The sequence below is a fragment of the Ensifer sp. B1-9 genome, assembly GCF_050474445.1.
GTDB lineage: Bacteria > Pseudomonadota > Alphaproteobacteria > Rhizobiales > Rhizobiaceae > Ensifer.
Genome location: NZ_JBCHVG010000002.1, coordinates 470,706 through 497,252, shown reverse-complemented (window position 1 = coordinate 497,252; position 26,547 = coordinate 470,706). Strand labels below are relative to the sequence as shown.

Genomic DNA, 26,547 nt, shown 5'->3' with positions numbered 1-26,547 from the left:
GGCCTGACGGCTTATGCCGCAGGGGGATAGAGAAGATCGAGGATGTAGGCGGAATCGAAGCGCGAATCGAGCATGCCGTAGGTCGAGCGCCATCCGGCGGCCAGGCGCGATTCGAGGAACGCGTCCGCGATGCGACCGGCACCGAGGCGGTAAAGCTCGGCGGCAGCCCCTGCGAGCGCCAGTTGCTCGACCAGCATGCGCGCCGCACCCTCATCGCGCTCGCAGAGCGACATGGCCGCACGCAGCACGTCGATCGTCTTGCGGCCGGACGGCCCGAGATCGCGCGCCAGAACGACGAAGAGCTGCTCGAAGAGATCCTTGCCCTTGGCGAGCACGCGCAGCACGTCCAGCGCCATGACATTGCCGGAGCCTTCCCAGATGGCGTTGACCGGCGCCTCGCGGTAATGGCGCGCCAGCGCGCGCTCCTCCACATAGCCGTTGCCGCCCAGGCATTCCATCGCTTCATAGATCAGCGCCGGCGCGATCTTGCAGGCCCAGTATTTCGCGACAGGCGTCATGATCCGCGCATAGGCCGCGTCTTCCGAACTGCTGCGCGCCTTGTCGAAGGCCTCGGCCAGACGGAAGGAAAGTGCGCTTGCCGCCGCCACATCGAGCGCCATGTCGGCCAGCACACGCGTCATCATCGGCTGGCTCACGAGCGGCTTGCCGAAGACCTTGCGGCCGCGAGTGTGATGCACGGCTTCGGCGAGCGAGGCCCGCATCATGCCGGCGGATGCCAGCGCACAGTCAAGGCGCGTCAGCGTCACCATGTCGAGGATCGTCCGGATGCCGGCATCCGGCGCGCCGAGGATGAAACCGAACGTGTCGGAGAACTCGACCTCTGACGAAGCGTTGGAGCGGTTGCCGAGCTTGTCCTTCAGCCGCTGGAAACGCAGCCCGTTGGCGCTGCCGTCCTCCAAGAGCCGCGGTACGAGGAAGCAGGCGAGGCCGTCGCGCGTCTGCGCCAGCATGACGAAGGCGTCGCTCATCGGCGCCGACATGAACCACTTGTGGCCGTTGAGCCGGTAGATGCCTTCGCCCACGCGTTCCGCCGTAGAAGTGTTGGCGCGCACGTCGGTGCCGCCCTGCTTCTCGGTCATGCCCATGCCGACGGTGACAGCCGATTTCTGCATCCAGGGGCGGTTGGTGGAATCGTATTTGCGCGACAGGATCTTCGGCGCCCATTCCTTCTGGACCGCCGGCGACGCAGTGATCGCGGCAAGCGAAGCGCTGGTCATCGTCAGCGGGCAGAGATGGCCGCATTCGAGCTGGGCCGTCAGATAGAAGCGGATTGCGCGGGTCTTGTGCGACTGGTTGCGTTCATCCGGCAGATTTTCCCAGGCGGACGCGTGCAGGCCCGAAGACATCGAGCGACGCATCAGTGCATGCCAAGCCGGGTGAAACTCGACGACGTCGAGACGCTCGCCGCGCGGCCCATGCGTCTTCAGCTTCGGCGGACCTTCGTTCGCCATGCGCGCCAGTTCCTGCGCCTCCGGCGAGGTGACGTAACGGCCGAGCAGATCGAATTCGTCGCGCAGTGTCTTGCTCATACCGGACGTGATGTCCACCACCAGCGGGTCGGAGCGATAGGCGTTGACACCGGACCAGGGCTTGGGCTGGTTCAGCTCGGCGAGTTTCTGTTCAGTCCGGTTCATCTGATTCATGGGCCGGTTCTAGCGCAAGTTTCACGACCACGGAACGGGGCGCGAAAAAGATAGGATCGCCGTTGCAAGTTTTCTGCGGACGGTGACGCCCAAGCCTTGCCGTGCCGGGGGCCAAGTCTTATAGAGCGACGCAATTTAGAGCGGAATGAGGAAAAGTGTTTGCGGTTTTCCGCTCGCATTCCGCTCTAACTTATAAGAAGCGATCACGTTAATGGTGTTGGGCCTCATCGGCCCAAAACCATCGTGATCCGAAGAGCGCAAGGGCGGCCCATGACCACTTTCCCGCATCGCCACCTGCTCGGCATCAAGGGGCTCACGGAGCAGGATATCACCTATCTGCTCGACCGCGCCGATGAAGCCGTCCAAATCTCCCGCCAAAGAGAGAAGAAGACCTCCACGCTTCGAGGGCTGACGCAGATCAACCTCTTCTTCGAGGCCTCGACCCGCACGCAGTCTTCCTTCGAACTCGCCGGCAAGCGCCTCGGCGCCGATGTCATGAACATGTCGGTCGGCAATTCCTCGGTGAAAAAGGGCGAGACGCTGATCGACACCGCGATGACGCTGAACGCCATGCACCCGGACGTGCTGGTCGTGCGCCATTCCTCGGCCGGCGCCGCGGCGCTGCTGGCGCAGAAGGTTTCCTGCTCCGTCGTCAATGCCGGCGACGGCCAGCACGAGCACCCGACCCAGGCGCTGCTCGACGCGCTGACGATCCGCCGCGCCAAGGGCAAACTCTCACGTATCATCGTGGCGATCTGCGGCGACGTGCTGCACTCGCGCGTGGCGCGCTCCAATATTCTCCTCCTGAACCAGATGGGCGCCCGCGTCCGCGTGGTCGCTCCGGCGACGCTGCTGCCCTCGGGGATCGCCGAGATGGGCGTCGAGGTCTACCACTCCATGGCCGAGGGCCTGAAAGATGCCGATGTCGTCATGATGCTGCGTCTCCAGCGCGAGCGCATGGCCGGCGCCTTCGTTCCTTCGGTGCGCGAATACTTCCACTATTACGGGCTCGACGCGGAGAAGCTGAAGGCTGCCAAGGACGATGCACTCGTCATGCATCCCGGGCCGATGAACCGCGGCGTCGAGATCGCCTCGGAAATCGCCGATGGCCCGCAGAGCGTGATCGAACAGCAGGTCGAGATGGGCGTTGCCGTACGCATGGCGGTGATGGAAACGCTGCTTCTCTCGCAGAATCAGGGGCCGCGCCTATGACCAGACCACTCGTTCTGAAGAACCTCCGCATCGTCGATCCCTCGCGCAACCTTGATGAGGTCGGCACCATTATCGTTGGAAACGACGGCCGCATCCTGGGTGCCGGCGCCGATGCGCAGAACCAGGGCGCGCCGGACGGCGCCTTCGTCAAGGACTGCGCCGGGCTCACTGCAGTTCCGGGCCTCGTCGATGCCCGCGTCTTCGTCGGCGAACCGGGCAGCGAACATCGCGAGACCTTCGAATCCGCGTCGCGCGCGGCGGCGGTCGGTGGCGTCACCACTTTCATCGCGATGCCGGACACGGATCCTGTGATCGACGATATCGCGCTGGTCGAGTTCGTGAAGAAGACGGCGCGCGACAAGGCCGTCGTCAACGTGCATCCGGCCGCGGCCCTGACCAAGGGACTGGCCGGGGAAGAGATGACCGAATTCGGCCTGCTGCGCGAAGCCGGCGCCGTCTGTTTCACCAATGGCCGGCGGTCGATCCACGATACGCTGGTCCTGCGCCGCGCCATGACCTATGCGCGCGAATTCGGCGCCGTCATCTCGCTTGAGACCCGCGACAAGTATCTCGGCGCCAACGGCGTCATGCACGAAGGCCTGCTCGCAAGCTGGCTCGGTCTTGCCGGGATCCCGCGCGAGTCGGAGATCATCCCGCTCGAGCGCGACCTGCGCATCGCCGGCCTGACGAAGGCGGCCTATCACGCCGCGCAGATTTCGGTTCCCGAATCGGCAGAGGCCATCCGCACCGCGCGCGAACGCGGCGCCAACGTCACCTGCGGTATCTCCATCAACAATCTGGCACTCAACGAGAACGACATCGGCGAGTACCGCACCTTCTTCAAGCTTTCGCCGCCGCTTCGCAGCGAGGACGACCGGGTCGCCATGACCGAGGCACTGGCCGACGGCACCATCGACATCATCGTCTCCTCGCATGACCCGCAGGACGTCGATACCAAACGCCTGCCCTTCGCCGACGCCGCCGATGGCGCCATCGGCCTGGAAACGCTCGCGGCTGCAGCCCTTCGCCTGCACCACAGCGGCCAGGTTCCGCTGATGCGCCTTATCGATGCCATGTCGACGCGTCCGGCAGCAATTTTCGGTCTCGACGCCGGTACGCTGAAACCCGGCGCCAAGGCGGATATCGCGGTCCTCGACCTTGACGAGCCGTGGGTGCTCTACAAGGAGGCGATCGTTTCGCGCTCCAAGAACACGCCGTTTGAAAATGCACGCTTTACCGGGCGGGTTGTGCAAACCTATGTTGCGGGCAAGCTTGTGCATTCCGCATAAGCCCGAAGCGGTCGCGCGGGAGGGGAACCGGTGGATCTATTTTCCTGGCAGCTCGGGCTGCCCTTGACGTTGGTGTGTCTCGCCTTCGGCTATCTGCTCGGCTCGATCCCATTCGGGCTGATACTGACCCGCATGGCGGGGCTCGGCGACGTGCGAAAGATCGGCTCGGGTAATATCGGCGCGACCAATGTGCTGAGAACCGGCAATAAGAAACTCGCAGCCGCCACTTTGCTGCTCGATGCCCTGAAGGGTACCGCGGCCGCGGCCATAGCCTCCTATTGGGGCGTCGAGGCAGGCATCGCCGCCGGCTTTGCGGCGTTTCTCGGCCACCTCTATCCGGTCTGGCTCGGCTTCAAGGGCGGCAAGGGCATTGCCACTTATATCGGCGTCCTCCTCGGCCTCGTTCCCGTCATGGTGCTTGCCTTTGCGGCGGTCTGGCTCGCCATGGCGAAAATCACCCGTTACTCCTCATTGTCCGCCCTGGTTGCAACGGCTATCATCCCGGTTCTACTTTACGCAGTAGGGAATGAGAAGGTCGCTCTCCTCTTCGCCGCAATGACCATCATTAGCTGGGTGAAGCATCGCGCCAATATCCAGCGGCTGCTCGCCGGCACGGAAAGCAAGATCGGAGATAAGGGATAATGTCTGAGGACAGCGCAGGACGAACCGGAGTGGCGCTGACCGAACGACAGAAACTCTCCTGGCTGCGGCTGATCCGCAGCGACAATGTCGGCCCCATCGCCTTCAGGGACCTGATCAACCACTTCGGCACCGCGGAAAATGCGCTCGACGCGCTCCCTGAACTGTCCCGGCGCGGAGGAACCAAGCAGGCCTACCGCGTGGCGACCGTGAGTGAGGCCGAACGGGAACTGGAAGCGGCGCGACGCTGCGGCGCGGTCTTCGTCGGTATTGGCGAGCCGGGTTATCCCTCGGCGCTGCGACAGATCGACGGCGCTCCCCCTCTTCTCGCCATGAAGGGCGACCTCAAAGCAGCAACCCGCCCATCGCTCGGCATCGTCGGCTCGCGCAATGCATCGGCGAGCGGCGCAAAGTTCGCGGCGATGATCGCGCGCGATGCCGGACGCGCAGGCTATGTCGTCACTTCGGGTCTTGCCCGGGGCATCGATACGGCCGCCCATCGCGCAAGCCTCGAGACGGGCACGATCGCCGCACTTGCCGGCGGGCTCGATCGCCCCTACCCGCCCGAAAACCTCGGCCTCCTCGAGGAGATCACATCTGGCCGCGGCCTCGCGATCAGCGAAATGCCTTTCGGGTGGGAGCCGCGTGCCCGCGATTTTCCTCGCCGCAACCGCCTGATTGCCGGCGTCAGCCTCGGCGTCGCCGTCGTCGAGGCGGCCAATCGCTCCGGTTCGCTGATCACCGCCCGTTATGCCGCCGATTTCGGCCGGCTCGTCTTTGCCGTTCCGGGATCCCCACTCGATCCCCGGTGCCACGGCACCAACGATCTTCTGAAACAGGGCGCGATCGTGACAACGTCGCCGGACGATGTCCTCGAAGCGCTGGCGCCGCTCAGCCAGTTCGAGCTGGCCCTGCCAAGCGCCAGGGAACCGGAGGGGCATACGCAGCCGAGCGCCCCCGCCACGACCAGCGACACCGATCGTGCGGCCATCATCGATGCGCTTGGCCCGACGCCGGTCGAAACGGACGATATCGTCCGGCACACCGGGCTTTCTCCCGCGCAGGTCTACCTGCTCCTTCTGGAACTCGATCTCGCCGGGCGGCTCGACCGGCACGCCGGCGGGCTTGTGTCTCTCACGGCAACCGAATGAGTGCCAGCAATGGTGATCCGCGGCCGCTAAGAAGCGACGGAATACCCATTGCAGATTGCAGATGCCATGCAATCTTGTGTGAGTTGCATCGCCTCCTCTCATCGTTATTTTGGGCGAACCCTCTTGACCCCGCACGAATCCCTGTCCATTTCGGGGCATCGATACAAGGCGACACACGGCGCTGACAGCGCTGGCGCCCGAACCAGAACCGGTTGTCTCAGAAAATGACGATGAATGTTGTAGTGGTGGAGTCGCCTTCCAAGGCAAAGACGATCAACAAGTACCTCGGGCCTGGCTACAAGGTACTGGCTTCGTTCGGCCATGTGCGCGACCTGCCGGCGAAGGACGGTTCGGTCCGTCCGGACGAAGACTTCGAAATGTCCTGGGAGGTCGACGGCGCCTCGGCGAAGCGCATGAAGGATATTGCCGACGCGGTCAAATCCTCCGACGGCCTCATTCTCGCAACCGACCCGGATCGCGAAGGCGAAGCCATTTCCTGGCACGTGCTCGACCTCTTGAAGAAGAAGAAGGTGCTTGGCGACAAGCCGGTCAAGCGCGTGGCCTTCAACGCCATCACCAAAAAGGCAGTGCTCGAGGCGATCGCCCATCCGCGCGACATCGACATCTCGCTGGTCGACGCCTACCTGGCACGCCGCGCGCTTGACTATCTCGTCGGCTTCAACCTGTCGCCGGTGCTCTGGCGCAAGCTGCCGGGCGCCCGTTCGGCCGGCCGCGTGCAGTCGGTCACGCTCCGCCTCGTCTGCGACCGCGAAGCCGAGATCGAGCGCTTCGTCTCGGAGGAATACTGGAACATTTCGGCGCTGCTGAAGACCCCGCGCGGCGACGAGTTCGAGGCGCGCCTCGTCTCAGCCGACGGCAAGCGCCTTGCGCCCAAGGCGGTCGGCAACGGCGAGGAAGCGAACCGGCTGAAGACCCTGCTCGATGGCGCCGCCTATGTCGTCGACAGCATCGAGGCGAAGCCCGTCAAGCGTAATCCGTCGCCGCCCTTCACCACCTCGACGCTGCAGCAGGCGGCCTCCTCCAAGCTCGGCTTTTCGGCCTCGCGCACCATGCAGGTCGCGCAGAAGCTCTATGAAGGCGTCGACATCGGCGGAGAGACGGTCGGTCTGATCACCTATATGCGTACCGACGGCGTGCAGATGGCGCCGGAGGCGATCGAGGCCTCGCGCAAAGCGATCGCCAGCCAATTCGGCGATCGTTACCTGCCGGAAAAGCCGCGCTTCTATTCGACCAAGGCGAAGAACGCCCAGGAAGCGCACGAAGCCATCCGCCCGACCGACTTCAACCGCACGCCGGACCAGGTTCGCCGCTTCCTCGATGGCGACATGCTGCGGCTCTACGACCTTGTCTGGAAGCGCGGCATCGCGAGCCAGATGGCATCCGCCGAGATCGAGCGCACCACCGCCGAAATTACCGCCAACAATGGCGGCAAGACCGCCGGCCTGCGTGCCACCGGCTCCGTCATCCGCTTCGACGGCTTCATCGCCGCCTATACGGATGCCAAGGAAGATGGCGAGCAGAGCGACGACGGCGACGAGGATGGTCGCCTGCCGGAGATCAATGCGCGCGAGAACCTCGCGAAGCAGAAGATCAACGCTTCGCAGCACTTCACCGAGCCGCCGCCGCGCTACTCGGAAGCGAGCCTGATCAAGAAGATGGAAGAGCTCGGCATCGGCCGGCCTTCCACCTATGCCGCAACGGTCACGACGCTGCTCGACCGCGACTACATCACCAACGACAAGCGCAAGCTCGTGCCCCAGGCCAAGGGCCGCCTGGTGACGGCGTTCCTGGAGAGTTTCTTCACGCGCTATGTCGGCTACGACTTCACGGCGTCGCTGGAAGAGAAGCTCGACCAGGTCTCGGCCGGAGAGGTCAACTGGAAGGACGTCCTTCGCGACTTCTGGAAGGATTTCTTCGCACAGATCGAGGAAACCAAGGAGCTGCGTGTCACCAACGTGCTCGACGCACTGAACGAGGAACTGGCGCCGCTGGTCTTCCCGAAGCGCGAGGATGGCGGCGATCCGCGCACCTGCCAGGTCTGCGGCACCGGCAAGCTGTCGCTGAAGCTCGGCAAGTATGGCGCCTTCGTCGGCTGCTCGAACTATCCGGAGTGCAATTTCACCCGCCAGCTTTCCTCCGAGAGCAACGGCGACCAGGAAGCGGCGGTCTCCAACGAACCGCAGGCGCTCGGCAAGGACCCGCATACCGGCGAGGAAATCACGCTGCGCAGCGGCCGCTTCGGTCCCTATGTCCAGCGTGGCGACGGCAAGGAAGCCAAGCGCTCGAGCCTGCCGAAGGGCTGGACGCCATCGACCATAGACCACGAGAAGGCGGTCGCCCTTCTGTCGCTGCCGCGCGACATCGGCGCGCATCCCGAAACCGGCAAGATGATCTCGACCGGCCTCGGCCGCTACGGACCATTCGTGCTGCATGACGGCACCTATGCCAATCTCGAATCGATCGAAGACGTGTTCTCGATCGGCCTCAACCGCGCCGTCTCGGTTCTTGCCGACAAGCAGTCGAAGGCCGGCGCCGGGCGTGGCCGCACGGCAGCCGCCGCGCTCAAGGAACTCGGAGATCACCCGGAAGGCGGCGCCATCACCGTTCGTGACGGGCGCTACGGTCCCTATGTCAACTGGGGCAAGGTCAACGCCACTCTGCCCAAGGGCAAGGATCCGCAGTCGGTGACGGTCGAGGAGGCGCTCGCGCTGATTTCGGAGCGCGCCGCCAAGGGCGGAACGACGAAGGGCAAGGCAAGCAAGGCCAAGACGACCAAGGCAGCGGCAAAGTCCGAGGACGGCGCTGCGAAGACAACCAAAGCCAAGGCACCCGCCAAGAGCAAGACGAAGACGGCCCCCAAGGCCAAGAAGGGCTGATTTTGACCAGAATACCGCGCGACCCGACCGAACAGTCCGGCAAGAGAAGCATGGGCAAGAAGCCTGCTCGCGCGGCCAAGGCCGGACCGGCTCAGCCAAGCGAACCCATCATTCACGGCGCGGTTCCGCCGCGCGACGTACTGATGCGCTTCATCGCCGAAAACCCGGATCGTGCCTCCAAGCGCGAGATCGCCAAGGCCTTCGGTCTCAAGGGCGAAACCCGTGTCGAGCTCAAGGCGTTGCTCAGATCGCTGGAAGAGGACGGTCTGGTCGAGAAGAAGCGCAAGTCGCTGGTGCGTCCCGGCGCCCTGCCCCCTGTCACCGTGCTCGACATCACTATCCGCGACGTCGACGGCGAACTGATCGGCCGGCCGGCCGAGTGGCTTGACGACGACGGCGTCGCTCCGGCGGTGCTGATCAAGCAGTCGGCCGTCGGCAAGGCCAAGGGCAAGGTTCCGGTCGGCGGCCTCGGCGACCGCGTGCTCGCCAAGATCTTTCCGGCCAAGGAGCGGGGCGGTCCTGCCTATACGGCGCGCATCATCAAGGTGCTGGACAAGCGTAAGGACGCGGTGCTCGGCGTCTTCCGCTCGACGCCCGGCGGCGGTGGCCGCTTGATGCCGATCGACAAGCGCGGCGAGGAAGTGCTCGTCGATCCGGAATTCACCGGCAACGCCAAGGATGGCGATCTCGTCGAGGTACAGCTCGCACGGGTCGGCCGTTACGGCTTGCCACGCGCCCAGGTGCAAAACGTCATCGGCTCGGTGGCCTCGGAGAAGGCGATCTCGATGATCGCGATCCATTCCCACGGCATACCCCACGTCTTCCCGGAACGGGTGATCGAAGAGGCAAATGCCGCTGGACCCGCCACCATGGCGCATCGCGAAGACTGGCGGACGCTGCCGCTCATCACCATCGACCCGGCCGATGCGAAGGATCACGACGACGCCGTTCACGCCGAGCCGGATCCGTCCGAAGACAATCCCGGCGGCGTCATCGTCACGGTCGCGATCGCCGATGTCTCCTATTATGTCCGGCCAAAATCCGCGCTGGACCTTGAGGCGCTGAAGCGCGGCAACTCGGTCTACTTCCCCGATCGGGTGGTGCCGATGCTGCCCGAACGGATATCCAACGATCTCTGCTCCCTGAAGGAAGGCGTCGACCGCCCGGCACTGGCCGTGCGCATGCGCTTTTCCAAAGAGGGCCGCAAGGCCGGGCACACGTTCCACCGCATCATGATGAGAAGCGCGGCAAAACTCTCCTACCAGCAGGCGCAGGCGGCCATCGACGGCAATCCGGACGACAAGACCGGGCCGATCCTCGACACGATCCTGAAGCCGCTCTGGGAGGCTTATCGCACCCTCACGCGCGGCCGCGACCGGCGCCAGCCCCTCGAGCTCAACATGCCCGAGCGCAAGATCATCCTGAAGCCCGATGGCACGGTCGACCGTGTCTTCGTTCCCGAGCGCCTCGATGCCCACAAGCTGATCGAGGAAATGATGATCCAGGCAAACGTCGCTGCGGCCGAGACGCTGGAGCAGAAGCGCCAGGTGCTGATCTACCGCGTGCACGACCAGCCGTCGCTCGCCAAGCAGGAGAGCTTGCGCGAATTCCTGGCGACGCTCGACATCTCGCTCATCAAGGGCGGAAACATGCGCTCGAACCATTTCAACGGCATCCTGGCCAAGGCCGAAGGAAAGCCCTTCGAGACGATGGTCAACGAGATGGTGCTCCGCTCGCAGAGCCAGGCCATCTACAGCCCCGAGAATATCGGGCACTTCGGCCTGAACCTCTTGAAATACGCGCATTTCACCTCGCCGATCCGGCGTTATGCCGACCTCATCGTACATCGGGCACTGGTTGCCTCGCTCGGCCTTGGCGAAGGCGGACTGACGCCGCAGGAAGAGGGTGTGCTCGACGACATCGCCGCGGAGATCTCGACCTTCGAGCGCCGCGCCATGGCAGCGGAACGGGACACCGTCGACCGGCTGATCGCCCATCATCTGAATGGCCGTGTCGGCGAGGAATTCGAAGGCCGCGTTTCGGGCGTCACCAAGGCGGGACTCTTTGTCACCCTGCCCGCCTATGGCGCCGATGGCTTCGTTCCGATATCTACGCTCGGACGCGACTACTTCATCTATGATGAGGCGCATCAGGCGCTTTCCGGCGAGAAGACCGGGCTCGGCTATCGCCTGGGCGATCCGGTGCGCGTCAAGCTCGTGGAGGCCGTGCCGCTTGCGGGTGCGCTGAGATTCGAAATGCTGAGCGAGGGGCGCAAGATGCCGACGGCGACGCGCTCCTTCCACAAGTCCGGCCGGCGCGACCGCACCGGGGCACGCAAGAAGCCGGGAACACGGCCGCCGAGAGGCCGGCGATAGGTTCCCGCAAGGCAGAGGAATAGGCATGAAAGCAGCGGCAGGCGAAACACTTCAACTGGGCAGCAGCGAAAGCGACGAGCGCTCGGTTGGCCTTTCGATGAAGCGCGGCTTTCTCGGCCGCTGTCCGGCCTGCGGCAGCGGCAAGCTGTTTCGCAGCTACGTCAAGTCCGTCGATGCCTGCGCCGCCTGCGGCGAGCGCATGGACCATCATCGTGCCGATGACTTCCCGCCCTATATCGTCGTGACGATCGTCGGCCACCTCGTGCTTGCCGGCTATATGATGACCGACCTCATCCTGCCGTTGACGACGTGGCAGCATCTGGCGATCTGGGCGCCGATCACCGTGATCAGTTCGCTGGGGCTGCTGCAGCCGGTCAAAGGTGCCGTCATCGGTCTGCAATGGGCGCTCAGGATGCACGGCTTTGGCGGTCACGAAGACGCGCCGGAAGATGTCCTGCCGCCGCGAGACGACAGGGCATGACGTCTGCGCGGAGCTCAGGCGGCCCGGAACGCCAGCATCCTGCGGCCGTCAGACCGCGGGATGCCGCCTCCGTCATGCTGCTGGACCGCCAAGGGGAGCGCGTGCGGGTTTTGATGGGCAAGCGGCACAGCGCCCACGTCTTCATGCCGGATCTCTATGTCTTCCCCGGTGGACGGCGCGATGCCGGCGACCACCGCATCAGTTTCGGCTCCGACCTGCACCCGTCCGTCCTGCATGCGCTGAAGACGGCCGGCACACGCCAACTGACCGACACAAGCGCCCGCGCGCTCGCCCTTGCCGGGCTGCGTGAGCTCTACGAAGAGGCCGGCATCGCCGTCGGCCAACCGGCTCCCTCGGCCACCGCGCCGGTTCCCTTTCTTCCCGATCTTGCGAAGTTGCGCTATATGGCTCGGGCCATCACCCCTCCGGGCCATGCGAGGCGGTTCGATACGCGCTTCTTCGCTTTGTTTGCGGACGAGGCCGGGATCGATCCGACACGCTTCCTGGACAGCCGGGAGCTTCAGGACTTGCAGTGGATCGATGTGAACGATTCTCCGTCTCTACGGATACCTGACATCACCGCCATCATACTTGCGGATCTCAGAACCAGTCTCGACACCGATCCGTCGCTCCCCTGTGAACGAGCGGTGCCACTCTATGCCGCGCGCCGTGGGCGCCTCGTCCGCACGTTGCTCTAGGGTTCGCCTAATGTCACAGCCGTCGCCCGGTATAACTGCACCGGTTGAGGATATTCACTGGCGGTCGCTGATCGCCGCCGTTGCCGCAATCAGCGCCGTTGGCATCGCCATCGGCCTCGGTCTGCCGCTGCTCTCCATCATCATGGAGAAGCGTGGAATTTCCTCGACGCTCATCGGGCTCAACTCGGCGATGGCCGGCCTTGCCTCGATGGCGGCCGCGCCGTTCACCACAAAGGTCGCCCATCGCTACGGTGTCGCACAGACCATGTTGTGGGCCGTGCTGGTCGCCGCCATGAGTGCCTTCGGCTTCTACTACATCACCAACTTCTGGCTCTGGTTTCCGCTGCGTGTGATCTTCCACGGCGCCATTACCGTGCTCTTCATCCTCTCGGAGTTCTGGATCAACGCGACTGCACCGCCAAGCAAGCGCGGCTTCGTGCTCGGCATCTACGGCACGGTTCTTTCGCTTGGTTTCGCCACCGGTCCCCTGCTCTTCTCCATCCTCGGCAGCGAGGGCATCCTGCCCTTCGTCGTCGGCGCCGGCGTGATTCTGCTTGCCGCCGTGCCGATCTTCCTGGCGCGTGACGAGAGCCCCGTCATCGACGAGAAGCCCGAGCGGCATTTCCTGCGCTACGTCTACCTCGTTCCGACCGCCACGGCCGCCGTCTTCATCTTCGGCGCGGTCGAATCGGGCGGGCTTTCGCTGTTCCCGGTGTTCGGTACCCGGTCCGGCTTCACCGAATCACAGGCCGCACTGCTGCTGACGGTGATGGGCATCGGCAACTTCATCTTCCAGATCCCCCTCGGCATGTTGTCCGATCGGGTGAAGGACCGGCGCACGCTGTTGTCCGCCATGACGGTCATCGGCCTCATCGGCGCCCTCTGTCTGCCGATGCTGGCTGAAAGCTGGTTCCTCATGGCGGTCGTGCTGCTTTTCTGGGGTGGTTGCGTGTCCGGGCTCTACACCGTCGGCCTCAGCCATCTGGGGTCTCGCCTGCAGGGCGCGGATCTCGCGGCCGCCAACGCCGCCTTCGTGTTCTCCTATGCGGTCGGCACGGTCGCTGGCCCGCAGGTCATCGGCGCCGCGATGGACGTCACCGGCGACAACGGCTTCGCCTGGGCGATCGCCGGCTTTTTCGCTCTCTATGTCGCGCTTTCGGTGGTCAGGATCGTTTTGAATCCAAAACGGCCTTGACTTTTCGGCCGCGATTTGTAGTTTCGCGCCAACCTTGCCCGTGGCCCGCAACCGGTTGTCCACGGCTTTCATTGTTACAAAGGCAGGACGACCATGGCAAAAGCCACCACCATCAAGATCAAGCTGCTTTCGACAGCCGACACGGGTTTCTTCTACGTCACGACCAAGAACAGCCGTACGATGACGGAAAAGATGACGAAGACCAAGTACGACCCGGTCGTCAAGAAGCACGTCGAGTTCAAGGAAACCAAGATCAAGTAAGATCGACGGTTTCCCGGGGATCAAGGGGCGCCGACCGCAAGGTCAGGCGCCCTTTCCTTTTGGGCGTTCGAGCATGGGCTTTCGGCGATCGCGGCGACCGGCCAGTTGACGATCGAAAGGCATGCCGTCTCGCGCCTCTCGCCTGATCCCCCAAAGTAAAAACGCCGCCCCGAGATGGGGCGGCGTTTCGCAAAGGGGGTCGGCTGGCCTCTGACTGCGGCACGAGGATTCCGCAGGCGTCAAAAGCCAACCGACCGACCCCACGACCCAGGAGATGCGGCGGACCTGAGCATCATGGGGTAAGCAAAATGTTAGGAGGCGATGCCTTCCTGTTCATCAGCATCACCTGAAAATGGAAAAAAATCAACGAATTCTTAATGCGCGAAGCGGTGCCGCTAAGCGCATGGTTAATTCTGTATCAGACTGAGACAGGCATACGGTCTGGGCGCCGCGGCTACCCAAACTCCCCGGTAGCATCGGCTGCGGCGAGAATACAACTTTAGATGCAACCTGCAAGAGGTGGCCCCAAGAAATTCACCGGGGTGCGGAGCGTCCGGATTGGACGCCCAAATGCTCAGGCAGCCGCCGCCACCACACGGTTGCGGCCCTCGTTCTTGGCTTGGTAGAGCGCCGTATCCGCGCGCTTGAGCAGAGCCTCGGCCGTATCGGCATCCGGCCTAAGCGTCGCGATTCCCATCGACGCCGTTACCCTCAAAACGCCATCCGCCTGTGGTACCGGGAACGGCAGGCTTTCGATAATCATACGTAAGCGCTCGGCGACGCCGGCCGCCATCTCAGCCGACGTATCCGGCATCACGACGACGAATTCCTCTCCGCCGAAACGGCAGGCAAGATCGGCCCCGCGGACGGTCGCACGAATGCGATTGGCGAACTCCCGCAGCACTTCGTCGCCGGCATCATGGCCGTAGGTATCGTTGACCTGTTTGAAACGGTCGATGTCCGTCATGCAGATGGACAGCGGCCGGCCGCGCGCAGCAGCCCGATCCATCAGCAGTTTCAGGTGAGTATCGAAATAGCGGCGGTTGTGCAGGCCGGTCAGCCCGTCGGTGACGGCAAGTTCGATGGTCTGCTGCACGCTCGCGCGCAGCCTGTCATTGCAATGCTTGCGCCGGATCTGGGTCATGGAGCGAGCGATCAGCTCATTCGGATCGACCGGCCGCATCAGGTAATCGGTCACGCCGAGATCGAGGGCGCGGACCACCATCTCATCGCTGCCCTGCTCCGCGATCAGCAGGATGGGGATGAAGCGCGTCCGCTCCAGCGAACGCAACTGCGAGCACAGCCGCAGAGGATCGTATTCGTCGAAGTTCGCGTTGACGATGACCAGGTCGAAATTGTTCTCGGCGGCTTCGAAGAGTGCCGCCTGCGGATCTGAGGTCACCGAGACATCCGCGATCGGTGCAAGCGCGCGCTGCAGCCTCTCCTGCGACGAGCCACGACCATCGACCAGCAGAACATTGCCCGGCTCATCCGGGCGATCCGAGCGGCCGACGTCCTCGAGGCCGATGGTCTGCGCCGTCTGGGCGCGCAGGCGCAATTCGTCGCTGACATTCTTCAGCCGCACCAGGCTCTTCACGCGCGACATCAGTTGCAGATCGTTGACGGGCTTGGTCAGGAAGTCGTCGGCGCCTGCCTTCAGGCCGCGCACGCGATCCGACGGCTGATCGAGCGCCGTCACCATGACGACGGGAATATGCGCCGTGCGCGGATTCGCCTTCAGCCGTTCGCAGACCTCGAAACCGTCGAGTCCAGGCATCATGATGTCGAGCAGCACGAGATCGATGGGCGTCTTCTCGCAAAGCGCCAGTGCCGAGTAGCCGTCATTGGCCGTCAACACATCGAAATATTCGGCGAGCAGCCTAGCTTCGAGCAACTTCACATTGGCCGGAACATCATCAACGACAAGGATACGCGCAGTCATATCAATTTTCCCGCCGCTCAGGCATCGCCCAGGTAGGTTTTGATCGTTTCTATAAACTTCGGTACGGAAATCGGCTTGGAAACATAGGCTTCGCATCCACCCTGGCGGATGCGCTCCTCGTCTCCCTTCATTGCAAATGCGGTAACGGCGATGACAGGAATGACGTGCAATTCATCGTCTTCCTTCAGCCATTTGGTCACTTCCAGACCGGACACTTCCGGCAACTGGATATCCATGAGAATGAGATCGGGCCGGTGCTTGCGCGCGAGCTCGAGCGCCTCCATGCCGTTGCGCGTCTGGATCGTCGCATAGCCGGAAGCCTCAATCAGGTCGCGGAACAGCTTCATGTTCAGCTCGTTGTCCTCAACAATCATTACCTGTTTGGGCATGTCGATCCCTTGCTGTCCGTCGTCACCTTGCAAGTCTCCTCAAGACATTTAACTTGCAGAGTCGACGACTCGACCCATTTCCTCAACTTCAGAGATAGGCCTATTTGGTTGAAAAATAGGTAACTCAGCACGTAAAAACCATACGGGGACGAAGCATTGAAGAGCGCTGACGAAATCGCCATCGACATCCTCGCCTGGCTCGCCGGCGAGCCTGAGCTTCTGTCCCGTTTCCTGGCGCTGACGGGCACCGATCCCACGGCATTGCGCAATGCCATCGCCGAGCCTGGATTCATGGGCGGACTCGTCGCCTTTCTCATGGACCACGAGCCAACGCTGATGGCATTCTGCCAGGCGACCGGTACGGCGCCGGAAGATGTGGTGCGCGCCCATGCGGCGCTTTCGGGCCATTCGGATTTTGAGGATTGAGCGTGCCAGGCGCGTCCACAGGCGACCGGATCCAGCTTCGAGAGCGCCCGCTGATCGTCAGCGACATCGATGAGGTCGTGCTCGAATTCATCAATCCGTTCAAGCTTTTCCTTGAAAGCTGCGGCCACGTTCTGTTGCCCCGATCCTTCCGTTTGACCGGCAACATCGTCGATCGTACGAACGAACGACCGCTCGCGGAGGCGGAGGTCAAAGCCCTGCTTGATTCCTTCTACGGGACGCAGGATCGCTGGCAGACGCCGGCCGCACAGGTCGTCGAGACCTTGGCGGCGCTGTCGAAGGAAGCGGACATCGTTTTCCTCACCGCCATGCCGCCGCATCACGCTGCGATCCGGCGCGCCTTGCTCGACCGGCTTGGCCTTCCCTACCCGCTGCTTGCCTCCGAGGAACCGAAGGGACCGATCGTGCAGAAACTGCACGCCGGACGCCCGGTTCCGCTGGTCTTCGTCGACGACATTCTTCGCAACCTGCAGTCGGTCCAGCGCTACGCGCCGTCCTGCCTGCTGATCAACCTGATGGTTAACGTGGAGTTCCGCGCGCTCGCCCCAAAGCCGGACACCGGCATCCGCGCGGCCGCTGACTGGCCGGAGGCCGCGGCGGCCATTCGTGCGCATTTCGAGGGCTAATTCAGCGCCGGTTCCCATCAGTCCAAATCCAAACGCATCAGCGGTCTGCCATCCTTGCGACGCGCCACGACGTCGAATCCCGCGGCCTCGAAGACCGTCGTCGCGCCGACCCAAAGGGCGACTGATTTTGACTGTTTGGCGTGATCGATCGGACAAGCATCGAGATAGCGTGCACCGCCCGCCCTGGCGTGGTCGACCGCGGCGCGCACGAGTTGATGGCTCAAGCCCTTGCCCCGTAGTTTCGACTGCATGAACAGACAGCTCAGCGCCCATACCTTCGGATCGGTCGCCTCGCGGTCCTCCAGCGGTCGCGCCACCGTGCGCGGTGAATTGAACTGCGGAACATCCTGGCGAGGACCAACCTGAACCCAGGCCACCGGCTTTCCCTCGAAATAGCCGAGGATGCCGGGCGGCGGCGCGGCTTCGATACGTTCCTTGATAAAGGCCTTGCGCTGCCCGGCCGGCATCGCCGTTCGGATGGAATGCGGCAGGCGCAACGCGGTGCACCAGCAACCGCCATAGGCACCGTTCGGCTCAAAAAGCTGCTCGAAATCCGCCCAACTATCCGCCGTCACGGGTGAGAACTGGAGTGTGATTTCCAACGGAGCCTCCCTTGAGACTCACCAGCCTAGAGCGTAAGGTCGCGATGTTCAATATTTGTTCCCGATATGCCCGACAGCGCTGCTCAATCTCCAGGCTTCTGCCGCGACTGCCTCAAGGAACAGGCCGTTGGCGCGCGGCGCTGCACGGCCTGCGGCAGTCCACGCCTGCTACGCCACAGCGAGCTCTATGATCTGACATTGGCGCATATCGATTGTGACGCCTTCTACGCGTCGATCGAAAAACGCGATGATCCGGAACTTGCCGACAAGCCGGTGATCATCGGCGGCGGCAAGCGCGGCGTGGTGTCCACCGCCTGCTACATTGCCCGCATTCACGGCGTACGCTCGGCAATGCCGATGTTCAAGGCGCTGGAGGCCTGCCCGCAGGCCGTGGTCATCAAGCCCAACATGGAAAAATACGCGCGTGTCGGGCGCGAAGTCCGCACGCTGATGCAGGAGTTGACACCGCTGGTGCAGCCGCTGTCGATCGACGAGGCCTTTCTGGAACTCAAGGGTACCGAGCGGCTGCACCACGATCCGCCGGCGCGCACGCTCGCGCGCTTCGCCCGGCGTGTCGAGCAGGAGATCGGCATCACCGTCTCCGTCGGCCTCTCCTACTGCAAGTTTCTCGCCAAGGTGGCTTCCGACCTGCAGAAGCCGCGCGGCTTTTCGGTCATCGGCCAGGCCGAGGCACTGGAGTTCCTGAGAGAAAGGCCGGTCACGCTGATCTGGGGCGTCGGCAAGGCCTTCGCCAATACCCTGGAACGCGACGGCGTGCGCACGATCGGGCAATTGCAGAGCATGGAGGAAGCCGATCTCATGCGCCGCTACGGCACCATGGGACAACGGCTCTTTCGCCTGTCGCGCGGGCTCGACGAGAGGGCGGTCGAGATCGACGGAGAAGCCAAGAGCGTGTCCTCCGAGACGACGTTCAACGACGATATCGCGCGTTACGACGATCTCGTGGTGCACCTCAGGCGCCTCAGCGAGCAGGTAGCGCATCGGCTGCGAAAGTCCGAACTCGCCGGTCAGACCGTCGTTCTGAAACTGAAGACGGCCGACTTCAAGATCCGCACCCGCAACCGGCGGCTCGACAGCCCGACACGGCTCGCCGACCGCATCTTCCGCACCGGGCTGCAACTCCTGGAAAAAGAGGCGGACGGCACGAAGTACCGCCTGATCGGGATCGGCGTCAGCGATCTCTCAGCCCCGGATCTTGCCGATCCGCCCGATCTGGTCGACCCCGCGGCAACCCGCCGGGCCGCGGCCGAAGACGCCATCAACAAGCTGCGCGACAAGTTCGGCAAGGCCAGCGTCGAGACCGGCTATACCTTCGGCACCCGGAAACGCGATCCCTGAACGCGGGCGCAGCGCGATCATGCAACCTTGATGTGGTGCGCACACGGACTGGATGAATTCTTTAAAGATTGCAGGCTAGGCTCGTTCGCCAAGTCACGTGTTGGGTTGAGTGTATGGTATCGCGTTTCGCTCTCACCGCCAGCTTCGTTGCTCTGCTTTTGTCACCGGCCACCGGGTTTGCAGGCAGTCGCGGGCCGCTACAGATCATCGTCTCGAAAGACCAGCAATCGCTCGTCGTCTATGACGGCGACGCCGTGATTGCGACGTCGCCGGTGTCAACCGGCAAGGCCGGCCATGCGACGCCGACGGGCATCTTCTCGATTCTGGAAAAGCGGCGCCATCACAAGTCGAACATCTACTCGAACGCGCCGATGCCCTTCATGCAGCGGCTTACTTGGTCGGGTATCGCGCTGCACGGGTCCAACCATGTGCCCGACTACCCCGCCTCGCATGGCTGCGTGCGCCTGCCGAGCGCTTTCGCCGCCTCGCTTTACAAGATGACCGAGCGCGGCGTGCACGTGCTGATTTCCGACCGGCAGATAACGCCTGCAGAGGTCAAGAGCGCCCTGCTCTTTCGCCCGGCTCCCTCGGAAATCCTGCCGCCGCTTTCCGATGTGCCGCTGAGACCCGCCATCAGCCAGGCTGGAGATACGCCGGTCGAAGTCGCCATGACAGAACCGGCAGGTGGTGCGGGGGGCGCAGCCAAATCCACGGCAGAACCGATCCGTATCCTGATCACGCGCAGCGATGCGCGGGACGCCATGCGTGAAGTGCAGGCGTCGCTGGAGTTCCTCGGATACGCACCCGGTACGATCGACGGCCACCCAGGGCCGGCGACGATTGCGGCGCTCCGTGCCTTCCAGGCGAGCGAAGGGCTCGAGAGCGACGGCAAGCTGACGCCGGAGTTGACCGACAGGCTGCTGCGCAAGGCCGGGCGCACGCCGCCGCAGAACGGCAAGATCCTCGTGCGGCAAGGGTTCAAGCCACTGTTCGAAGCGGGTCTTACCATCGACAAGCCGGAAGAGGCACTTGGAACGCATTTCCTTCAATTCCGCCACAATGAAGAAGAAGGCGCTGAAGGCAAATGGTTCGGCGTTTCCCTTGAGAACCACCTGCCTGCTTCGACGAAGAAGCGGCTCGGCATTTCCACAGACGCGGATCCCTTCGCCTATAACGGAATACAGCGGACGCTGGCGCGGATGACGATATCAGACGATGTTCGCAGGCGGGTCGAGGGCCTGTTGGCCGAAGGCTCGTCGCTCTCGATCGCCGACACGGAAAGCGGACTGGAGACCGGCGAGGGCACCGATTTCATCACCATCACCCGAACGCGGCCCCGCGACTGATCGCAGGCCTATACGCGAAACAGTCATGGGCGCGCCGCCGCTCGCCTTGAAGGACCTCCACGCCAGTTCTCCGGTTCACTGAAAGGGAAACATCCGGATCAAACCAGCTCGACGTCGACCACACCCGGCGCCGAGCGCAGCGCTGCGGCGATCTCCGGCGAAATCCGGAACTTCTCGCTCAGTTCCACCTCGATCTCGCGCTGACCGTTGTCCTTGATGACGACGAAGGAGACGAGGCCGTCGCCTCTGGTGTTGAGATGCGAGGCGATCGATTTCAGCGGGCCGGAATCGCGCACATAGACGCGCAACGCCTTCTGCAGTTGCAGCGATTCTTCCTCCAGCGAGCGCAGGGTCTGGATGCGCAGCCCGATGCCTTCCGGCCGCTCTTCGGCGGCAACGGTCATCACCAGCGATTTGCCCGGCTCCAAGAGGTCACGATACTGATGCAGCATCTCGGAGAAAAGCACGGCCTCGAATTGGCCGGAGGAGTCGGAAAAGGCAACGATGCCCATCTTGTTGCCGGTGCGCGTCTTGCGTTCCTGCTTCGAGGTTACCGTGCCGGCTAACCGGCCGGCGGTTGCGCCCTTCTTTACCGCGCCTGCGAAATCGCCGAAGGTCTGCACCCGCATCTTCGCAAGCAGCGCATTGTAGGTGTCGAGCGGATGGGCGGAGAGATAGAAGCCCAGCACCTGGAATTCGCGGTGCAACTTTTCCGAAGCGAGCCAGGGCGTGTAGGCGGGGAGCGCGATTCGCTCCGGCCCGGTTGCCGCCCCTGCCCCAAACATGTCGCTCTGGCCGCTCGTCTTGTTCTCCTGCGCACGCTGGGCGAGGCCAAGGATGCGATCGAGCCCGCCGACCAGTTCCGCCCGGTCATAGCCGAAGCAATCGAAGGCGCCGGCGGCGATCAGGCTTTCGAAGACGCGACGGTTGAGAAGTTTGGGATCGATCCTGAGGCAGAAATCCTCGAGACTCGCGAAGGGCCGGTCGCCGCGCACTTCGACGATATGCTCGACCGCGGATTCGCCCACGCCCTTAATCGCGGCGAGTGAATAATAGATGCGGTTCTCACCCGTCTGGAAATGCCGGAACGAGGTCTGCACCGATGGCGCGATCACCTCGATGCTCAGCCGCTTCGCATCCTGGCGGAAGTCGTTGACCTTTTCCGTGTTGGACATGTCGAGCGTCATCGACGCCGCCAGGAACTCCACCGGATAGTGCGCCTTCATATAGGCGGTCTGGTAGGAGACGATCGCATAAGCCGCGGCATGCGATTTGTTGAAGCCGTAGTTGGCGAACTTGGCGAGCAGGTCGAAGATCAGGTCGGCCTGCGGCTTCGACACTTCATTCTTGACGGCGCCGTCGACGAAGCGGGCGCGCTGCTTATCCATTTCCTCCTTGATCTTCTTACCCATGGCGCGGCGCAGAAGATCGGCCTCGCCGAGCGAATAGCCCGAGAGCACCTGGGCGATCTGCATCACCTGCTCCTGGTAGACGATAACGCCCTGCGTTTCCTTGAGCAGATGGTCGATCTTGGGATGGATCGATTCGACCTCTTCCTCGCCATGCTTGCGGGCGTTGTAGACCGGGATGTTCTCCATCGGGCCCGGGCGGTAGAGCGCCACCAGCGCGATGATGTCCTCGATGCAGTCGGGCCGCATGCCGATCAGCGCCTTGCGCATGCCGGCACTTTCCACCTGGAACACGCCGACGGTCTCGCCGCGCGACAGCATCTCATAGGTCTTCGGGTCGTCGAGCGGAATGCTCGCGAGATCGACTTCGATGCCGCGCTGCTTCACGAAATCGACCGCAACCTTCAGAACGGTGAGGGTCTTCAGGCCGAGGAAGTCGAACTTGACGAGACCCGCCTGCTCCACCCATTTCATGTTGAACTGGGTGACCGGCATGTCGGAGCGCGGATCGCGATACATCGGCACGAGTTGCGACAGCGGCCGGTCGCCGATGACGATGCCGGCGGCATGAGTCGAGGCGTGACGGTAGAGGCCTTCGATCTTCTGGGCGATGTCGAGAAGGCGGGCGACCACCGGCTCCTTCTCGGCTTCCTCCTGCAGGCGTGGCTCCTCTTCGATCGCCTTGGAGAGCGGCGTCGGATTGGCCGGATTGTTCGGCACCAGCTTGCAGATCTTGTCGACCTGGCCATAGGGCATTTCGAGCACGCGGCCGACGTCGCGCAGTGCGGCGCGCGCCTGCAGCGAACCGAAGGTGATGATCTGCGCCACCTGCTCGCGGCCATATTTGCGCTGCACGTAGCGGATCACCTCTTCGCGCCGGTCCTGGCAGAAGTCGATGTCGAAGTCGGGCATCGAGACGCGCTCAGGATTGAGGAAGCGTTCGAACAGCAGCGAGAAGCGCATCGGATCGACGTCAGTGATCGTCAGCGCATACGCAACCAGTGATCCTGCACCCGAACCGCGGCCCGGCCCGACGGGGATATCGTGCTGCTTCGCCCATTTGATGAAGTCGGCAACGATCAGGAAGTAACCGGGGAACTTCATGCGCTCGATAACACTGAGCTCGAAGGCCAGGCGCTCGCGATATTCCTGCTCGCTATAGCCGGGCGCCATGCCAAGCTTGGCGAGACGCTGTTCGAGCCCCTCCTCCGCCTGGCGGCGCAGCTCGGCCGCCTCGGCGCGCTCTGCCTCTTCCGGATCCGCGGTGGCGCCGGTAAAGCGCGGCAGGATCGGTCCGCGGGTCTTCAGCATGAAGGAGCAGCGCCGCGCGATCTCGACGGTGTTTTCCAGCGCCTCGGGCAGATCGGCAAAAAGCGCCGCCATTTCCTTGCGGCTCTTGAGATAGTGGTCCGGCGTCAGGCGGAAGCGGCTGTCGTCCGAAACCATCGCGTTGTGCGCCACTGCCATCAGGGCGTCATGGGCATCATAGTCGGACGGCGACGGGAAGAAGGCCTCGTTGGTGGCAACAAGGGGTATGTCGAACTTGTAGGCAAGGTCGATCATCCGGCTCTCATGACGCCGGTCGTAGCCTCCATGCCGCTGCAGCTCGATATAGAGACGATCGCCGAAGAGATCATGCAAGGCTTCGAGGCGTGCCTCGGCCAGCGCCGTCGAGCCAGCCTTCAGGGCCAAGTCCACCGGGCCGCCGGACGCGCCGGTCAACGCGATCAATCCGTCCGTACCGTTTTCGGCAAGCCAGGAACGCGTGATCCGGGTCGCCTGGCTGCCCTCGCCGCTGAGATAGGCGCGACTCACCAAATCGACGAGCCGCGTGTAGCCGTCGTCCGTCGCGGCGATCAGGACGATCGAGGGCAGCTTCGCGAGTTGTTGCGTGTGGCCGCGCCGTTCGCCATCCGCCTCGTCTTCCATGTCGATGGAAAGCTGGCAGCCGGTAATCGGCTGCAGGCCGTCGTCGGCTGCTTTCTGCGAAAACTCGAGTGCGGCAAAGAGATTGTTGGTGTCGGCGATCCCGATCGCCGGCTGATTATCGGCAACCGCCTTGCCGATGACCTTCTTCAGCGGCAGGGCGCCTTCGAGCAGGGAGAAGGCCGAGTGAACACGCAGATGCACAAATTGCGGGTCCGTCCCAAGCGCCTCGCTCGATGCTGCTTTGCCGTCGTCTGCCATTGTTCGCACCCTGATTCCTGTCCGGTCGGCAGGATATCCCGCTTCTCACCCGACATGTCCAGTTTCCCCTGACATATCGTCCCCCTTATTCAATCCCGGGGGCGAAAATTGGGAAGGGCGTGGGAGGAAATGTCGGCGCTCCTCAGAGGCCGAGCGCGATGAAAGAGATGCTTGCGATGAAAAGGCTCATCGAAGCGAAGGCGGCGAGGTCACGAACAAAATCAGTCATAACATGGCTCCTTTTCCGTTATGTTTTTACTTTGTTCCATTTTTGTTCACTCGTCAAGCGAGGCACAGGCATTCTGTTCACGATGGTTAACACGGGAGGCGAATGCCCGTTAACTATGAGGAAGCCGCTTGAGGAACGCGCCGCGCCCGCCTATCAAGAGGAACAACCAAGCGGAGCGTTTCGACATGCATGCACGCCTGATTCTACCCTTGCTGTTCCTGTTGCCGGCGGTCGCCTCTGCGACGGAAACGATCGACCCTGCCCGGATTGTCTCCGCCGCAACCGGCGACTGGGATAAGGACGGGGATTCGGATCTCGCCCTGATCGTGCGGCCCGCCGAGGGCAGCGACGACGACAACGGCGTCTATGTTTACCTGGCCGGCGAAACTGGCGCGCTCGGTTTGAAGTCGGCCATCCCGAACAAGGTCTGGGGTCAGTTCGATCTTGCCGGACAGGCGCCATCGGTCACGGCGCTGCCGAATGGCTCACTCCTCATCACCAGCCACAATGACGCCATCGGCCGTGACCGCTGGGAGCAGAAATTGACGGTGGCATACCGCAACTTCGACTTCGTGGTCGCAGGCTACACCTACTCGTCCTACGATACGCTCGCCCCCGACAACACCTCCCAATGCGACCTCAACGTGCTGACGGGTAAGGGCAAGGCCAATGACAAGCCCTTTGCCGTAAAAGGCGAGCTCGTCCTCCTCAAAGACTGGGACGACGATCGCGGGCAGAAGGCTTGCGGCATTCGATAATCATCTATTTGTTCCCTTTATGTTCTTCACAGCTCTCGCGCATTGCGGCATTTTGAGTCTGGAACATATGGGGAACAGTCATGACCGAACTCAACGGACTCACGGACTTCATCGTAGAGGCCAAAGCCAATGCCTATGTGGGCGGCGGTATGGCCCGCGCTCCTTCGCGCCCGGGCTCCCGCGACATCGGTTACGAACGTGATCGCTGGCGCTATCTCGACAGCTATTTCGGCGGGACTGATTTTGCCGGACAGGAGACCGTCTGGCAGGAGGAGGAACCCCGCTGGGCCATGAACTATTTCGGCCGCATCATCCGCCCCGATCTCATCGATGGAGAGAAGGCTGGGCTGGTCATCAAGGCTGCGCTGCGGACGATGTACCAGGAAAAGCGGCACTTCCTCGGCGGCATGGAGTTTCGGCATGCGCATGGCTACTATATCGACAGCAGCCGTGGTGACACCGGACATTTTTCCGGCCACGAAGTCATCTTCGTCGATGGCGAGGAAGCTTACGAACTCGACTATCGCGGCGGTCTGATCAGGCGGTGAGAGCAAGCCCGGTAGACGCGTCCATCGCGCCTCTGGGCCCCTCTCCGGCGGCCTAAACGAAACGGGCCGGGTCCGCGCTTTCCCGTACGAGCAAAAAACAAGAGGTGACGGCGCCTGAGGATCAACAGGCCGGCCGCCACGCGGTCAGTTCATTTCGACAACCTTGCCGTCCTCGATCGTCACGCGGCGGTCCATCAAGCCGGCAAGCTCGTGGTTGTGTGTCGCGATCAGGGCCGCAAGGCCCGACTGGCGCGCGAGCGCCTCCAGCGCTTCGAAGACATACCCGGCGGTTTCCGGGTCGAGATTGCCCGTCGGCTCGTCTGCAAGAAGCACGAGCGGCGCATTGGCGACGGCCCGCGCGATTGCGACGCGCTGCTGCTCACCGCCGGAAAGTTCCGCCGGACGGTGGTCGGCGCGGTGACCGATGCGCATGTAGTCGAGCAGCGCCCTTGCTCGATCGGCGGCCTCAGCCTTGGGCAGACCGGCGATCAACTGCGGCATCATGATGTTCTCGAGTGCCGAGAATTCGGGAAGCAGATGGTGAAACTGGTAGACGAAGCCGATCTCGTTTCGGCGGATCGCCGTGCGCCGATCGTCGTTGAGCCCACCACAGGAGACGCCATTGACCAAGACTTCGCCGCCATCCGGGCGCTCCAGCAGACCGGCCACATGCAAGAGCGTCGACTTGCCGGTTCCCGAGGGCGCGACCAGCGCAACCGTCTCGCCGCTTCTCAACGTAAAATCCGCACCCTTGAGGATGGGCAGGTACGTTTCGCCTTCCCCGTAGTGTCGCTCGACGCCGGAAAGCTGCAGTGCCACGCGCGCATTCATTCAGTTGATGTCCTT

22 protein-coding genes are annotated in these 26,547 nt (G+C 63.2%); 16 read left to right on the top strand and 6 right to left on the bottom strand.

Annotated features, from left to right (window positions below; genetic code table 11):
* Window positions 1–11: 11 nt before the first annotated feature.
* Window positions 12–1,664: an acyl-CoA dehydrogenase family protein gene (locus ACQ5BM_RS05585; RefSeq protein ID WP_429808827.1), complete on the bottom strand. Its 1,653-nt coding sequence runs from the start codon at window positions 1,662–1,664 to the stop codon at window positions 12–14.
* 270 nt (window positions 1,665–1,934) lie between these two features.
* Here ACQ5BM_RS05585 and ACQ5BM_RS05580 point away from each other — a divergent pair, with 270 nt between their 5' ends.
* The 10 genes from ACQ5BM_RS05580 to rpmG all read left to right on the top strand — a co-directional run bounded on the left by ACQ5BM_RS05580 (window position 1,935) and on the right by rpmG (window position 13,862).
* Entirely contained in the window at window positions 1,935–2,876 is a 942-nt protein-coding gene (locus ACQ5BM_RS05580; RefSeq protein WP_429808825.1) for an aspartate carbamoyltransferase catalytic subunit, read from the top strand.
* Window positions 2,873–4,165, top strand: a complete 1,293-nt coding sequence (locus tag ACQ5BM_RS05575) for a dihydroorotase (protein WP_429808822.1) — start codon at window positions 2,873–2,875, stop codon at window positions 4,163–4,165. Before ACQ5BM_RS05580 ends, ACQ5BM_RS05575 begins: the two co-directional genes overlap by 4 nt.
* A gap of 30 nt (window positions 4,166–4,195) precedes the next feature.
* Window positions 4,196–4,807: a glycerol-3-phosphate 1-O-acyltransferase PlsY gene (gene plsY, locus ACQ5BM_RS05570; RefSeq protein WP_429808820.1), complete on the top strand. Its 612-nt coding sequence runs from the start codon at window positions 4,196–4,198 to the stop codon at window positions 4,805–4,807.
* Entirely contained in the window at window positions 4,807–5,955 is a 1,149-nt protein-coding gene (dprA, locus tag ACQ5BM_RS05565) for a DNA-processing protein DprA (RefSeq protein WP_429808817.1), read from the top strand. The genes plsY and dprA overlap by 1 nt, the downstream gene beginning before the upstream one ends.
* Before the next feature lie 230 nt (window positions 5,956–6,185).
* A complete protein-coding gene (topA, locus tag ACQ5BM_RS05560; RefSeq protein WP_429808814.1) occupies window positions 6,186–8,852 on the top strand; it encodes a type I DNA topoisomerase in 2,667 nt (888 codons plus the stop codon).
* Window positions 8,853–8,854: 2 nt separating this feature from the next.
* Window positions 8,855–11,227 carry a ribonuclease R gene (gene rnr, locus ACQ5BM_RS05555; RefSeq protein ID WP_429808811.1) on the top strand — a complete coding sequence of 791 codons (2,373 nt, stop codon included), beginning with the start codon at window positions 8,855–8,857 and terminating at the stop codon, window positions 11,225–11,227.
* Window positions 11,228–11,252: 25 nt separating this feature from the next.
* On the top strand, window positions 11,253–11,708 hold the full coding sequence (locus ACQ5BM_RS05550) for a DUF983 domain-containing protein (RefSeq protein WP_429808808.1): 456 nt from the start codon (window positions 11,253–11,255) through the stop codon (window positions 11,706–11,708).
* Complete coding sequence (locus tag ACQ5BM_RS05545) at window positions 11,705–12,406, top strand: NUDIX hydrolase (protein WP_429808805.1); 702 nt, start codon at window positions 11,705–11,707, stop codon at window positions 12,404–12,406. The genes ACQ5BM_RS05550 and ACQ5BM_RS05545 overlap by 4 nt, the downstream gene beginning before the upstream one ends.
* 10 nt (window positions 12,407–12,416) lie before the next feature.
* On the top strand, window positions 12,417–13,601 hold the full coding sequence (locus tag ACQ5BM_RS05540; RefSeq protein WP_429808802.1) for an MFS transporter: 1,185 nt from the start codon (window positions 12,417–12,419) through the stop codon (window positions 13,599–13,601).
* Window positions 13,602–13,694: 93 nt separating this feature from the next.
* Complete coding sequence (gene rpmG, locus ACQ5BM_RS05535; RefSeq protein WP_034795357.1) at window positions 13,695–13,862, top strand: 50S ribosomal protein L33; 168 nt, start codon at window positions 13,695–13,697, stop codon at window positions 13,860–13,862.
* Between the two features lie 574 nt (window positions 13,863–14,436).
* On the opposite strand, the gene ACQ5BM_RS05530 is transcribed toward rpmG, so the two are convergent.
* Both ACQ5BM_RS05530 and ACQ5BM_RS05525 read right to left on the bottom strand, forming a co-directional pair.
* Window positions 14,437–15,804, bottom strand: coding sequence for a PleD family two-component system response regulator (locus tag ACQ5BM_RS05530; RefSeq protein ID WP_429808799.1), 1,368 nt, complete (start codon window positions 15,802–15,804; stop codon window positions 14,437–14,439).
* Between the two features lie 17 nt (window positions 15,805–15,821).
* Window positions 15,822–16,193, bottom strand: a complete 372-nt coding sequence (locus tag ACQ5BM_RS05525; RefSeq protein WP_003537642.1) for a response regulator — start codon at window positions 16,191–16,193, stop codon at window positions 15,822–15,824.
* A 156-nt stretch (window positions 16,194–16,349) separates the two neighbouring features.
* Between ACQ5BM_RS05525 and ACQ5BM_RS05520 the strand changes: the two genes are divergently transcribed.
* On the top strand, window positions 16,350–16,619 hold the full coding sequence (locus ACQ5BM_RS05520) for a DUF3572 domain-containing protein (RefSeq protein WP_429808796.1): 270 nt from the start codon (window positions 16,350–16,352) through the stop codon (window positions 16,617–16,619).
* Between the two features lie 2 nt (window positions 16,620–16,621).
* Window positions 16,622–17,263 (top strand): hypothetical protein, encoded by a 642-nt coding sequence (locus ACQ5BM_RS05515; protein ID WP_429808794.1) that lies wholly within the window; start codon window positions 16,622–16,624, stop codon window positions 17,261–17,263.
* A gap of 17 nt (window positions 17,264–17,280) precedes the next feature.
* Here the strand turns inward: ACQ5BM_RS05515 and ACQ5BM_RS05510 are convergent, their stop codons facing one another.
* On the bottom strand, window positions 17,281–17,865 hold the full coding sequence (locus ACQ5BM_RS05510) for a GNAT family N-acetyltransferase (protein WP_429808791.1): 585 nt from the start codon (window positions 17,863–17,865) through the stop codon (window positions 17,281–17,283).
* Window positions 17,866–17,931: 66 nt separating this feature from the next.
* On the opposite strand from ACQ5BM_RS05510, the gene ACQ5BM_RS05505 reads away from it, so the two are divergent.
* The gene (locus tag ACQ5BM_RS05505) at window positions 17,932–19,224 is read left to right on the top strand and encodes a DNA polymerase IV (RefSeq protein WP_429808788.1); all 1,293 of its coding nucleotides are present in this window, start codon (window positions 17,932–17,934) and stop codon (window positions 19,222–19,224) included.
* 113 nt (window positions 19,225–19,337) lie between these two features.
* Window positions 19,338–20,570: a L,D-transpeptidase family protein gene (locus tag ACQ5BM_RS05500; RefSeq protein ID WP_429808786.1), complete on the top strand. Its 1,233-nt coding sequence runs from the start codon at window positions 19,338–19,340 to the stop codon at window positions 20,568–20,570.
* 98 nt (window positions 20,571–20,668) lie between these two features.
* On the opposite strand, the gene dnaE is transcribed toward ACQ5BM_RS05500, so the two are convergent.
* Entirely contained in the window at window positions 20,669–24,166 is a 3,498-nt protein-coding gene (gene dnaE / locus ACQ5BM_RS05495) for a DNA polymerase III subunit alpha (protein ID WP_429808783.1), read from the bottom strand.
* 414 nt (window positions 24,167–24,580) lie between these two features.
* Between dnaE and ACQ5BM_RS05490 the strand changes: the two genes are divergently transcribed.
* Window positions 24,581–25,153, top strand: a complete 573-nt coding sequence (locus ACQ5BM_RS05490) for a hypothetical protein (protein ID WP_429808780.1) — start codon at window positions 24,581–24,583, stop codon at window positions 25,151–25,153.
* Between the two features lie 80 nt (window positions 25,154–25,233).
* Window positions 25,234–25,701 (top strand): DUF5680 domain-containing protein, encoded by a 468-nt coding sequence (locus tag ACQ5BM_RS05485; protein WP_429808777.1) that lies wholly within the window; start codon window positions 25,234–25,236, stop codon window positions 25,699–25,701.
* Between the two features lie 144 nt (window positions 25,702–25,845).
* Here ACQ5BM_RS05485 and ACQ5BM_RS05480 read toward each other — a convergent pair whose 3' ends face one another.
* Complete coding sequence (locus ACQ5BM_RS05480; RefSeq protein ID WP_429808774.1) at window positions 25,846–26,532, bottom strand: ABC transporter ATP-binding protein; 687 nt, start codon at window positions 26,530–26,532, stop codon at window positions 25,846–25,848.
* Window positions 26,533–26,547 lie beyond the last annotated feature (15 nt).